Source organism: Caulobacter rhizosphaerae (assembly GCF_010977555.1).
GTDB classification, from domain to species: domain Bacteria; phylum Pseudomonadota; class Alphaproteobacteria; order Caulobacterales; family Caulobacteraceae; genus Caulobacter; species Caulobacter rhizosphaerae.
The window spans coordinates 4,756,344-4,768,302 of the sequence record NZ_CP048815.1 but is presented as its reverse complement, the minus strand read 5'-3'; the positions used below and the strand labels follow the sequence as shown (position 1 = coordinate 4,768,302).

Below are 11,959 nucleotides of genomic sequence, written 5' to 3'. Positions count from 1 at the left end.
CGACATGAACGGTGTGGGCTTCATCGGCGCGATCATCATCGGCATCTTCGCCGGCTGGATCGCCGAAAAGATCATGGGCCGCAACCACGGCCTGATCACCAACCTGATCGTCGGCCTGGTCGGCGCGCTGATCGGCGCGTTCCTGGCCAGCATGCTGGGCATCCACTTCATGGGCTGGATCGGCAGCCTGATCATCTCGACGATCGGCGCGATCGTGCTGCTGTTCCTGCTCGGCCTGTTCAAGGGCCGCAACCGGGTTTGATCTCTTAGCCTTCTCCCCTTGCGGGAAAAGGTGGCGGCGCAGCCGCCGGAGTGAAAGGTCTCTCAGGAGCAAAAGCCGTGATCGGCCGGAAGGCCGGTCGCGGCTTTGTCATTCTCCGACCTTTCATCCGACCTCGCTCCCGGAGGAGGGAAGGAGCTCAGCTTACCGCCGCCTGGGCGACGTCGTCCCCCGTCGGCCCGCGCCGCAGCTGCTGCGCCATGTTCTCCAGCAGGTAGCCGGGAATGTCGGCGATCGGCATGGGCCGGCCGAACAGATAGCCCTGGAAGTGGTCGCAGCGCATGTCCTCCAGGATCGAGGCCTGCTCGGCCGTCTCCACCCCCTCGGCCGTGACCTCCAGGTTCAGGGTGCGGCCCAGCAGGGTGATGGTGCGCAGGATGTCGGCGATGGCGGGATTACCCGACATCTCGGCCACGAAGGTGCGGTCGATCTTGATCTTGTCGAACGGGAACCGCCACAGATAGGCCAGGCTGGAATAGCCGGTGCCGAAGTCGTCCATGGCGATGCGCACGCCCAGGTCCTTGAGCGCCCGAAGTTGGTCCAGCGTGCCGGCCGTGTCGCGCAGCAGCAGGCCCTCGGTGATCTCCAGCTCCAGCCGAGAGGGCTCCAGACCCGATACGCGCAGGGCCGTCCGCACCTGGTCGACCAGGTCGCCGGCGGCGAACTGGTTGGGCGACAGGTTCACCGCCACCTTCAGCGGCGCGGGCCAGGCGGCGGCCTGGCGGCAGGCCTCGTGCAGCACCCACTCGCCGATCTTGCAGATCAGGCCCCACTGTTCGGCGCATTCGATGAAGTCGTCGGGCCCGACCAGGCCGCGGCGTGGATGCTGCCAGCGCAGCAGGGCCTCGAAGCCGGTGATCTCGTGACCCTTGGCGCCGATCAGCGGCTGGAAGAACAGCTTCAGCTCGTCGTTGCGCAGGGCCGAGCGCAGGTCGATCTCCAGGGCCCGGCGTTCCTGGGCCCAGACGTCCATGGTCGCCTCGAAGAACCGGTAGGCGCCGCGCCCGTCGCCCTTGGCGCGGTAGAGGGCCAGGTCGGCGTTCTTCAGCAGGGTGTCGGCGTCGTCGGCGTCGGCGGGGGCGACGGCGATGCCGACGCTGGCGCCGATCGACACGTGGTGGTCGTTCAAGGCGTAGGGCAGGGCCAGGGCGTCGACGATGGCCTGGGCCAGGGCGCCCAGTGCTGACGGCTCAAGATCGCCTTGGACGACCACCGCGAACTCGTCGCCGCCCAGGCGGGTGACGATTCCGGCCTCGCCGACGCAGGCGCGCAGGCGGCCGGCCGCCTCGACCAGCAGGGCGTCGCCGATCGGGTGGCCCAGGCTGTCGTTGACGCCCTTGAAGTGATCTAGGTCCAGGCACAGGACCGCGCAGCCGGCCGTTCGTCCCTTGGCGTCCCAGGCGCCGCTCAGGGCCTGCAAGAACGACAGGCGGTTGGGCAGGCCGGTCAGTACGTCGTAGTGGGCCAGGCGGGTGATGCGTTCCTGGTCCTTGCGGGCCTGGGTGACGTCGGCGCCGACGCCGCGGAAGCCGGCGAACACCCCGTCCAGGTCGTGGATCGGCTTTGCCGTCAGCGCCCACCAGTGGACCTCGCCGGCGACCGTGACCGACACCACCACGTCGCGGAAGGCCTTCTGGTCGGCCAGCAGGCCCGCGAGGGTGGCGGCCAGGCCTTCGGGCGCCTCGGCCATCCTGGCGTCCAGCCCGCCGACCACCCGGCCGAGCAGGTCGTCACGGGAAACCCCCGCCGCCTCGGCCATGCGTTCGGAGACATAGGTCAGGGCGCCGGTCGCGTCGACTTCCCACAGCCAGTCGCTGGAGCCTTCCTCGAAGTCGCTGAGCAGCAGGCTGACGACCTGCTTCTGGCGTTCCAACTCGTCGCCGGCCACCAGGCGGTCGACGAACACCTTGGCGTGCGACAGGCAGGACAGGCCCACGACCAGGTAGCAAAAGATCAGAAGCCCGGCCAAGGCCAGCAGGATGGGGTCATGGCTGGTCAGCAGCACTAGCAGCGAACCGACGACCAGCGGCGTGGTGTAGGCCAGGGCCGCCATCGGCAGGGTCAGCAGGGCGAAGCTGCCGGTGCCGATCATGCCCGCCGTCAGGGCGACGATCAGCATGCTCATCTGGGTGCCGGCGTCGCGCAGGGCCACGTAGGGCAGCACGCCCCACAGGGCGCCCAACAGGCCGGTCTGCATCGCCACGCGACGCGCGCCGCGGGCCGAGACGGTGTTCTTGGCGCTCTTGCGGCGGCGGGCGGACAGCCAGCCGTAGAGGCCCAGAACGGCGTAGGCGGTGACCACGCCGGCCCAGACCAGCAGGGTGAGCCGGTGCGGACCGCCCAGGCCGGCCAGGAACACCAGTTGGGCGTTGACGATATTGGCGACCATCATCACCGGCGTCAGGCGTTGGATGCTGGCCAGTTGTTCGAAACGGACGCGGCCGGCCATGGCCTCGGGCACGGCGGGCAGGTGGCGCGACACCAGGGCGGCGACGCGCGCGAAGGTTCCCGAAAGAGCGGAAGTCTGGCGCACGGCGCGATCCTGCAATCCCAGGACGCCCCGCATCCCGCTCGGGCAACCTAACGACGCTTCCTGAAACGCCGGTTAACCGTAGGCGCCGTGAGCACGAAAAAGCCCGCCATCCCAAGGAGATGGCGGGCCTTCGATCGTTCGTTCCGGAGAGCTCCGGGAGCCGGCTATTCTTCCTTGACGCGACGCTTGCGGAACGACGGGTTCAGGATCTGCTTGCGCAGGCGGATGTTCTTCGGGGTGACCTCGACCAGCTCGTCTTCCTCGATATAGGCGATGGCCTGTTCGAGGGTCATGCGGCGCGGCGGGGTCAGGCGGATCGACTCGTCCTTGCCCGAAGCGCGAACGTTGGTCAGCTGCTTGGCCTTCATCGGATTGACGTCGAGGTCGTCCTGGCGGGCGTTCTCGCCGATGATCATGCCCAGATAGGTCTTCTCGCCGGCGCCGACGAACATGGTGCCGCGCTCTTCCAGGTTCCACAGCGCGTAGGCCGCGGTTTCACCGTCCGAGTTGCTGATCAGCACGCCCTTGCGCTGCTGGTCGATCGGGCCCTTGTAGGGCTCGTAGTGGCTGAACACGCGGTTGAGCACGCCCGAGCCGCGGGTGTCGGTCAGAAACTCGCCCTGATAGCCGATCAGCGAGCGCGAGGGGGCGACCAGCTGGATGCGGGTCTTGCCCGCGCCCGACGGGCCCATGTCCTTCAGCTCGGCTTTGCGCAGCGACAGCTTCTCGATGACGATGCCCGAATATTCGTCGTCGACGTCGATCATGACGTCTTCCATCGGCTCCAGGCGCTTGCCGGTTTCCGGGTCGGTCTGGAACACCACGCGCGGACGGCTGATCGACACTTCGAAGCCTTCGCGGCGCATGTTCTCGATCAGCACGCCCAGCTGCAGTTCGCCGCGGCCCGACACCTCATAGGCGTCGCCTTCGCTGGTCTCGGTGACCTTGATGGCCACGTTCGATTCGGCTTCCTTCAGCAGGCGGTCGCGGATCACGCGGCTCTGGACCTTGTCGCCTTCGCGGCCGGCCAGCGGGCTGTCGTTGACCGAGACGGTCATCGAGATGGTCGGCGGATCGATCGGTTGGGCCGGCAGGGCTTCGGTGACTTCCAGCGCGCACAGGGTGTCGGCCACGGTGGCCTTGGACATGCCGGCGATGGCGACGATGTCACCGGCCTCGGCGCCTTCGTCGACCGGCGAACGCTTCAGACCGCGGAAGGCCAGCACCTTGGTGATGCGGCCGCGCTCGATTTCCTTGCCGTCGCGGTCCAGGGCGTGGATGGCCATGCCGGGAACGGCCTTGCCGCTCTCGATGCGGCCGGTCAGCAGGCGGCCCAGGAACGGGTCGCTTTCGATCAGCACGTTCAGGATCTGGAACGGCTCGTCCTTCTTGGCGATCTGCTTGGGTTCCGGCACGTGGCGGACGATCAGGTCGAACAGCGGGGCCAGGTTGTCGTTGGGCACGTTCATGTCCAGCGTCGCCCAGCCGGCGCGGCCCGAGGCGTAGATGTGCGGGAAGTCCAGCTGCTCGTCCGTGGCGCCGATGGCGGCGAACAGGTCGAAGGCGGCGTTGTGGACCTTGTCCGGATCGGCGTGGGCGCGGTCGACCTTATTGATGCAGAGGATCGGGCGCAGGCCCATCTTCAGCGCCTTGGTCAGCACGAACTTGGTCTGCGGCATGACGCCTTCTTCGGCGTCGACCAGCAGGACGCAGCCGTCCACCATGCCCAGGATCCGCTCGACCTCGCCGCCGAAGTCGGCGTGGCCAGGGGTGTCGATGATGTTGATGCGGGTCTCGCCCGCTTCACCGTTCCACAGGACGCTGGTGCACTTGGCCAGGATGGTGATCCCGCGCTCGCGCTCCTGGTCGTTGGAGTCCATGGCGCGCTCGGTGGTCGCCTCGTTGGCGCGGAACACGCCCGACTGGGCCAGCAGCTGATCGACGAGGGTGGTCTTGCCATGATCGACGTGCGCGATGATGGCGATGTTTCGCATGGACATGGAGAAGGCGAACTTTCGGGAGGAACAGATGGGGTTTGACGCTGCGCGCGTCAGGCGCGCGGCTTTTACGCGACTGCGCGACGATTATCCACCCCACCCCTGCGCGACAGATCGGACTGGAAACCGGTGTCAGCGCAAAACCCCTTAAATTTATTGGGTTTGCGAAAGTTGCGGACGGCTGTCGTTTCTTTGGCAACTAATTGTGCAGTGCAGCATAGATCCGAAAATCAGCCAAGCTTGGAGAGCGGCGTTCTCTGGCCCTTGTGTTACAAAGGGTTTCAGTCGGTGAGCGCGAAAAAAAGACAGCGATGTCTGTCGATTTTGCTTGATGCATTTCGCAGTGCACCCTATAAGCAACCTGTGAGGCGGCGCTGCCGCCTCTGCCCTTCCTGGGCGTTTCCTCCCTAATGAACTGCCCGGCTTTCGAGCCGGGCTTTTTTTTTGCCCGTAACCTGGGCGAACCCAAGGCGAATGGCCGCGCTCGGCGCATTTTCCCGAAAAACGCGAAACGTGAGGGTTCAGAGCAGCTCGGTCCAGTCGGTCTGGACCAGGCGCGCGGTCACCGACTCGACATCCGTCTTCAGCCGCGCCAGGCCCTCCGCCGGCTCGCGGGTCGTCTCATTCATATAGAGCGCGCGATTGATCTCGACCTGGATGGCGTGGGTCCGCCGCGACGGGCGGCCGTAGTGCTCGGTGGTGTAGCCGCCGGCGTAGGGCGCGTTGCGGGCCACGCGATAGCCCAGGCCCTCCAGGGTCTTTTCCATCAGCGCGGTCAGTCCGGGACCGCAGGCCGCGCCGAAGCGATCGCCCAGCACGATGTCGCACGGCCCGCCGCCGCGGGCCCGGTGACCCCGCGCCGCCGCAGCCGGCATCGAGTGCCAGTCGACCAGGATCGCCAGGCCATGGGCGCCGCGCGCCTGGGCCAGCAGGCGGTCCAGCGCGTCGTGATAGGGGCGGTGGGCGGTCTCGATGCGGGCCTTGGCCTCGGCGAAGGTCAGCTTGCGGGCATAGATCGGACGACCCTCGCCGGCCACCCGGGCGATGGCCCCCAGCCCCGCCGCCACCCGCGCCGTGCGGGCCTGGGCGAAGTCGGGCAGGGCGTCCTCGAACATCGTGGGATCCAGCTCCCAGGCGTCACGGTTGAGGTCGATATAGGCCCGGGCCAGGCGGGCGCGGATCACGCAGACCCCAAGCGCGGGCGCGCCGGCGATCAGGTCGTCGACGAAGGCGTCTTCCGAGCCGCGCAGGTCCTGGGCGGCCAGCCGGGCGGCGGCCATCATGTCGGGCGGATAGAGGCGTCCCGAGTGCGGCGAGGCGAACACCAGCGGCGTGGGCGGCGGCTCGCCCTCCGCGCGGGCGCGCATCACCTCGAACGCCGGCGAGAAGCCTTGCTCCGCCGTCTCCGGCGTCTCCGAAGCGATCGGCTCCCATGCGGTCATGGGCTTATTGTCGCGGCCTGGCGGTTCCGGGTCAAACGCTGAGGGGCCGCGGTATAAGGAAGCGGGGCGTGGGCCTGGCTTTAGCTGTGGACAGCGAGAGCCCGGTTCATCCCCGATTTACCGTCCTTCACTAGATTCTCACTTTCAAATCCCGCCTGTCGCCTGGAAACTGACCGCATGGCCCGCATCCTCCTCGCCGAAGACGACGACTCCCTCCGCGGGTTCCTCGCCCGCGCCCTCGAGCGCGCCGGCTTCGAGGTCACGGCCTGCGCCGACGGCGAAGAGGCCGTCCAGCACCTGGACACGCCCTGGGACCTGCTGCTGACCGACATCGTCATGCCTGGCATGGACGGCATCGAGGTGGCCCGCCAGGCGGCGGCTCGCGACCCGTCCCTGCGCATCATGTTCATCACCGGCTTCGCCGCCGTGGCCCTGTCGGCCCAGGACCGCGCGCCGGCCGGCGCCAAGGTGCTGTCCAAGCCCGTGCACCTGCGCGACCTCGTCTCCGAGGTCGAGAAGATGATGGCCGCCTAATTTTTTGGGGACCCGCCGAAAGGCGGGTTGCGCGACGGCCAAGCCGCCGCTATACCCCCACACCTTCCCGCCCGGGACGCTTTTCGAAGCGCTTCCAGGCCGCTTTGGCGGACGCGTAGCTCAGCGGGAGAGCACTACGTTGACATCGTAGGGGTCACAGGTTCAATCCCTGTCGCGTCCACCATTCCTTTTCTTCCCTTGAATTCAGAACTCCGGGTCGGTTCAGCGCGCTGCGGCTCCGCGGCGGCCTTCCGTGACCTGGATCAGCCTGGTCCGGCCTTCGTCGATCACCCGGAAAGTCGCCACCGAAGGGACGACCGAACGCGCCGCGCGATATCGAGGTCGGACGCCTTATGTCCGCAATCCGTCGTCCAAGCGGATCGCGGTCAGGGACTTGGTCAGCAGGGCGAATCTCTCGCGCTCGATGCGGGCGTCCGGGAACAGCAACTTCATGTCGCCGAAGGTTGGAAGCCGTGGGTGCTCGTCGAGGCGCTCGTAAGCGTCGTGAAGCGAGCCCGACTTCCGCCCGCCACGCAGGTCGAAGTTCATCAGCATCCAGGCCTGGAGCGGCAACGGCAGCCAGTGAAAGAAGGGGCGGCGGTAGTGAGGTTCCATCGGGAACCAGAAGTAGGGGGCCTGAACGTAGAAGCTTTTGCCGACGCGGCGGACCTCGGCGGCGTATTTGCGCTGGGCCCGCCAGCTGACGTGGCCGGTGGGATCTTCCACGTGCTCGATCACCGAGTTCGAGACGACGACGTCAAAATAGTTGTCGGCGTAGTCCAGCGCGCATGCGTTTCCGACGACATAGGTGAAAATCTCGTCGTCGGAGCCCAAGCACCGGGCCTCCAGGTTGAGAACGGTGATTCTGACGTCCAGCCCGTCGAGCGACGGAATGATGGGACGCCAAAAATTCGCTGTTCCTCCGACGTCCAGTACGCGGAGGGCGCGGCCGCCGGGTTGGACGGCCTTCAGCAAGGGAAGCAAATGCCTTCTCGTTCGCCGCAGCCGCGCGAACGCCGACACACTGTCGAAAATTGCCATGCCCCCGACTAAACCCACAGCTCCTCGTCGTCGTAATGCAATCACGTAAACCGACGAGCATCAACGATAGTCGTTGTAATGGGATCGCGACAAGGTTGAGGCGGCGGCGTTGACGGGTTTGAGCGAAGGCCCTCTTGGGGGGGCCGACCTAAGCCCAACGGCCGAGTCTGGCGGCTGTCGCCGGGGCGTCCGCCTGACGGCCATGCTGGCGCCTCACGACGCAACGTCTCGATGGGGTGCGCCAAAGATCCGGTTCTCCGGTTCCTGGCCGTTGCGTCGTTTTTCCGACGAAATGGTCGAAATGTGGCGCCTTGGCCACACCTGATTTTACGACTGGCGCGTTTGTCGTGCTGAGGTCGCTCCCAGACCGACCTCAAGACATTCACGTAGAGGGTTACACCATGAAAATCCGGTTGCTGGCTGGTGTCGCGACGCTTGCGCTCTGCGCCGCGTCAGGCGCCTCCGCCCAAAGCGCATTGAGCGGATGGTACGTCGCCGGCGACGTCGGGTACCATACGACCGACGGCGTCAAGGCTTCGTCGTCCACAGGGGCTTCGGACTGGACGTTCTCCGCCAAGGACGACTGGGCCGCCTTTGGCCGTCTCGGCTACAAGCTGACCCCGAACTGGCGTGTCGAGGCTGAATACGGCTATCGCTCGGGCGACATCGAAAGCGTCCGTGGTTCGGCTGCTGATCCCCAGCCGATCGGCCTCTGCACCGCCGGCGTCGAGCGCACCGCCGCGGCCCCGGCCTGCGGCAAGCCGAACGGCGACCTGAAGGCCACGACCCTGATGGCCAACGTCATCTATGACTTCATGCCCGATTCCAGCTGGCGTCCGTTCATCGGCGCCGGCGTCGGTACGGCCTGGGTCCACAACAAGGTCTACGGCCAGCTGTCGGGCGTTCCGGCCGGCGCCGCCCAGTTCCAGAACACCAGCTTCGACGACGTCGACCAAGCCCTGGCCTATCAGGGCATCCTGGGCATCGCCTGGGACTTCGCGCCGAACTGGTCGCTGGACCTGACCGGCCGCTATCTGCAGACCGACGACCTGCAGTGGGGTTCGGTGACGACCAATGTCGGCGGCCCGGGTCACTTCGGCGCGGTGACCGACGTCGGCACCTACGAAGGCAAGTACAAGGACACCTCGCTGACGCTGGGCGTTCGCTACACCTTCGGCTCGCCGCCGCCCCCGCCGCCGCCGCCGCCCCCGCCGCCTCCGCCGCCCCCGCCGCCGGAACCCCCGCCCCCGCCGCCCCCGCCGCCAGCGGCTCCGGCATACGAGGCGCGTGAGTTCGTGGTCTACTTCCCGTTCGATCAGTACGTGCTGACGCCGGAAGCCCAGTCCGTGGTCTCGCAAGCGGCTGACTACGCCAAGGGCGGCAATGCGACGAAGATCACCGTGGTCGGCCACACCGACACCTCGGGCTCTCCGAAGTACAACGCCAAGCTCTCCGAGCGCCGCGCCAAGGCCGTGGCCGACGCTCTGGTCGGCGCTGGCGTCCAAGCCACCACCCTGGCGGTGGACTGGAAGGGCGAAAGCGAACCGGCCGTCGCCACCGGCGATGGCGTGAAGGAACCGCTGAACCGCCGTTCCACGATCTCGATCAACTTCTAAAGATCGCGATCACGACGAAGATGGAGGGCCCGGCGGCACGCCGGGCCCTTTGTCCATTCCGCTCCAGGTGCAATGGGGGCGGCGCGGGGCGATCACCCTCAAAAAGAAAGACGCCCCCGACGGTATCGGGAGCGCCATCATCCGGAAGCCCGAGAGGGCGTCGGGCCCCGGTCAGGCCGACATTCTGCGGCGTCGGCTCTCGTGGCGAACGTCCACCGGCGAGGCGCCCCGGCCTTCTCCCGTGGGCCTGATCATACCGCTCCAGGTTTAGGCGCGCGATGAAAATCGCGCGGGCTCCAGCAGGTCCGAAAGGGCGTTCGGCAGGGGGGACGGGACGTCGAGGATCCGCGCCGCCAAGTGTTCGGCCAAAAGGGGCGCCAGGCAGAAACCGCGCCCGCCCAGGCCGCCCAGGACGAACAGGCCGTCGGGTGCGTCCGGGACCGCGCCGGCCAGCGGCAGGTGGTCGGCCGTCGTGGCGCGCACGGCGGCGCGGCCCCGCAGCGGCGCGTCGGACAAGCGGGCGGCCAGGCCGGGGAGCCCCTTGGCCAGGGCCTGCAGGTTGCGGCGGTCGTCCGCCTCGCGGACGTCGGTCCCGAGGTCGCCGCGATCGTGGGTGGCCCCGAACAGCACGCCGTCGCGGGTGGGAACCGCATAGGCCCCGAAGGCGGCGGCGGAAGGGGCGGGTTGATCGGTCCAGGTCGCCTGGCCGCGCACGGGGCGGATCGGGGCGGCGGGCCACAGCCGGGCCTGGCCCGCGCCGCCGGCCAGCACCACGGCGTCCGCCTCGGCCAGCAGGCGGTCGTCCGGACCGTACAGCCGCCAGACCTCATCCTCGCGCGCCACCCGGGCGACCCGCGCGGGGGTGGCCGGACCCCGCCAGGCCTGGATCACGCGGGCGGGTTCCACCACCAGGGCGTCGGCCATGTCCAGGACGCCGGCGGCGACGGGTTCGCCCAGCTGGGCGGCGACATCGTCCGCGTCGCGCAGGACCATGACGCCCGGCTCGAACAGGTCTTGGACCGCGACGGCGGCGTGGCGCTCGGGGTCGCGCGGGGCGACCGCCAGCTTCAGCACGCCGCGCGCGATCACCGCCTCGGGCAGGCTGGCATAGACGGTGACGGCGCGGGCGAAGGCTTGGGCGGCCAAGGCGGCGCGCGGACCGCCGCCCGCGTCTAGAGCCGGGGTGACCAGGGCGGCGGGGTTGCCCGAGGCGGGCGCCTCGCCGTCGTCGAACACCGTGACCTCTAGGCCCTCGGCCCGTGCGGCGCGGGCCATCGCGGCGCCCGCGATCCCGCCGCCGATCACCGCCAGGCGGCGTGGACGCGGCGCGACGCGCGGCTGGCCGGGCGTCACCGCCTCCAGCCGCTCCTTCTTCCGGCCAAATCCCGGGCGCTTGTCGACCTGGAAGCCGGCGGCGGCCAGGCCGCGCCGCACGGCGCCGGCGACGGTGAAGGTGGCGGCGCGCGCGCCCGGGGCGCTGCGGGCGGCCACGGCGGCCAGGACCTCTTCGCGCCACATGGCCGGGTTCAAGGCTGGCGAGAAGCCGTCCAGGAACCAGGCGTCGGCCGCGCCGTCCCAGGCGGCCAGGGCCTCCTCGACGTCCATCACCGCCAGGTCGAGGGTGGCGTCGAAGCCGGGCAGGTCGACGCGGTGAAAGCCGCGCGCCCGGCCCGGCCAATGGTCGAGCAGCAGGCCGGCCGCCTCGCCCAGCTCGGGCCAGACCGCCAGGGCGCGGGCCGCCTCGTCGCGGGTGATCGGGTGGGCCTCGATGGAAAAGACGTGCAGGCGCTGGCCTTCCGCCCGTTCGCGCCGCCACAGGTCCAGCAGGGCGGCGATGTTCAGGCCCGTGCCGAACCCCAGCTCGCCGACCACGAAGCGGTCGCGGCCCCGCCAGGCGGCAGGGAGATCACAACCGGCCAGGAACACCGCGCGGGTCTCGGCCAGGCCGTCGGCGCTGGAGAAGTAGACGTCGCCATAGAGCGCCGACTGCGGCAGGCCGTCGTCGCGCCAGACGAGGGGCGAGGCGGGCGGCGAGGCGGGAGAAGGGGCGGCGGGATCGCTCATCCGCCGCTTATAGGGCCGCGAGCGCCCATAAAAGAAGGGCCGCCCTCGCGGACGGCCCTTCCGATCGCGGTGAGGCGAACCGGCTTCTAGTGAGCGGCCGGCTCGGCCTTCTTTTCGGGCGTCGTGGCGGCCGGAGCGGGGGCCGTGCCGGGCGCTTCGGCGGCGGTCGTCGCGTCCTGGGCGGCCGGCGCGGCGGCGGCGTCGGCGGCCGCCTTGTTGGCGTCGGCGGCGGCGACGGCGGCGTTCGAAGCCGCGTCCGTGGCCGTGCTGGCCGAGGCGGCGGCGTCCTGAGCGGCCTTCGTCGAGGCGTCGGCCGACTCGTCGGCCTTCTTGCCGCACGCGGCCAGCGACAAGGCCGAGACGGCCATGCCGGCGATCAGGATCGAGCGGAGAATCTTGGTGGTCATAGGGACTTCCCTTGCGACTGCTTGTCTGGCGACGACGGCCCGGCT

At 68.8% G+C, this 11,959-nt stretch carries 9 protein-coding genes and 1 tRNA gene; 4 read left to right on the top strand and 6 right to left on the bottom strand.

From position 1 onward, the window contains the following. Positions 1–4: 4 nt before the first annotated feature. Positions 5–262, top strand: a complete 258-nt coding sequence (locus G3M57_RS21700; RefSeq protein WP_056753071.1) for a GlsB/YeaQ/YmgE family stress response membrane protein — start codon at positions 5–7, stop codon at positions 260–262. Between the two features lie 157 nt (positions 263–419). On the opposite strand, the gene G3M57_RS21695 is transcribed toward G3M57_RS21700, so the two are convergent. From G3M57_RS21695 to G3M57_RS21685, 3 genes are all read right to left on the bottom strand, one after another. Further along, positions 420–2,813 carry a putative bifunctional diguanylate cyclase/phosphodiesterase gene (locus tag G3M57_RS21695; protein WP_230983945.1) on the bottom strand — a complete coding sequence of 798 codons (2,394 nt, stop codon included), beginning with the start codon at positions 2,811–2,813 and terminating at the stop codon, positions 420–422. A 164-nt stretch (positions 2,814–2,977) separates the two neighbouring features. After that, positions 2,978–4,813, bottom strand: coding sequence for a translational GTPase TypA (gene typA, locus G3M57_RS21690; protein WP_056753068.1), 1,836 nt, complete (start codon positions 4,811–4,813; stop codon positions 2,978–2,980). A gap of 518 nt (positions 4,814–5,331) precedes the next feature. Next, complete coding sequence (locus G3M57_RS21685; protein ID WP_163232955.1) at positions 5,332–6,252, bottom strand: N-formylglutamate amidohydrolase; 921 nt, start codon at positions 6,250–6,252, stop codon at positions 5,332–5,334. A gap of 177 nt (positions 6,253–6,429) precedes the next feature. Between G3M57_RS21685 and cpdR the strand changes: the two genes are divergently transcribed. After that, entirely contained in the window at positions 6,430–6,786 is a 357-nt protein-coding gene (cpdR, locus tag G3M57_RS21680) for a cell cycle two-component system response regulator CpdR (RefSeq protein WP_012284930.1), read from the top strand. A gap of 109 nt (positions 6,787–6,895) precedes the next feature. Continuing rightward, positions 6,896–6,970: transfer RNA gene (locus G3M57_RS21675), tRNA-Val, on the top strand. A gap of 167 nt (positions 6,971–7,137) precedes the next feature. On the opposite strand, the gene G3M57_RS21670 is transcribed toward G3M57_RS21675, so the two are convergent. After that, complete coding sequence (locus G3M57_RS21670) at positions 7,138–7,827, bottom strand: class I SAM-dependent methyltransferase (RefSeq protein WP_188916255.1); 690 nt, start codon at positions 7,825–7,827, stop codon at positions 7,138–7,140. Between the two features lie 401 nt (positions 7,828–8,228). Here G3M57_RS21670 and G3M57_RS27780 point away from each other — a divergent pair, with 401 nt between their 5' ends. Beyond that, positions 8,229–9,443, top strand: a complete 1,215-nt coding sequence (locus tag G3M57_RS27780; protein ID WP_056752932.1) for an OmpA family protein — start codon at positions 8,229–8,231, stop codon at positions 9,441–9,443. Positions 9,444–9,710: 267 nt separating this feature from the next. On the opposite strand, the gene mnmC is transcribed toward G3M57_RS27780, so the two are convergent. Both mnmC and G3M57_RS21655 read right to left on the bottom strand, forming a co-directional pair. After that, a complete protein-coding gene (mnmC, locus tag G3M57_RS21660) occupies positions 9,711–11,507 on the bottom strand; it encodes a bifunctional tRNA (5-methylaminomethyl-2-thiouridine)(34)-methyltransferase MnmC2/FAD-dependent 5-carboxymethylaminomethyl-2-thiouridine(34) oxidoreductase MnmC1 (protein WP_163232951.1) in 1,797 nt (598 codons plus the stop codon). A gap of 86 nt (positions 11,508–11,593) precedes the next feature. Beyond that, positions 11,594–11,914, bottom strand: a complete 321-nt coding sequence (locus G3M57_RS21655; RefSeq protein WP_056752922.1) for a hypothetical protein — start codon at positions 11,912–11,914, stop codon at positions 11,594–11,596. Between the last annotated feature and the right edge of the window lie 45 nt (positions 11,915–11,959).

Coding starts and splice junctions, on each gene's coding strand:
- G3M57_RS21700 (WP_056753071.1), top strand. CDS start 5: ATGAACGGTGTGGGCTTCATCGGCGCGATCATCATCGGCATCTTCGCC.
- typA (WP_056753068.1), bottom strand. CDS start 4,813: ATGTCCATGCGAAACATCGCCATCATCGCGCACGTCGATCATGGCAAG.
- G3M57_RS21685 (WP_163232955.1), bottom strand. CDS start 6,252: ATGACCGCATGGGAGCCGATCGCTTCGGAGACGCCGGAGACGGCGGAG.
- cpdR (WP_012284930.1), top strand. CDS start 6,430: ATGGCCCGCATCCTCCTCGCCGAAGACGACGACTCCCTCCGCGGGTTC.
- G3M57_RS21670 (WP_188916255.1), bottom strand. CDS start 7,827: ATGGCAATTTTCGACAGTGTGTCGGCGTTCGCGCGGCTGCGGCGAACG.
- G3M57_RS27780 (WP_056752932.1), top strand. CDS start 8,229: ATGAAAATCCGGTTGCTGGCTGGTGTCGCGACGCTTGCGCTCTGCGCC.
- mnmC (WP_163232951.1), bottom strand. CDS start 11,507: ATGAGCGATCCCGCCGCCCCTTCTCCCGCCTCGCCGCCCGCCTCGCCC.
- G3M57_RS21655 (WP_056752922.1), bottom strand. CDS start 11,914: ATGACCACCAAGATTCTCCGCTCGATCCTGATCGCCGGCATGGCCGTC.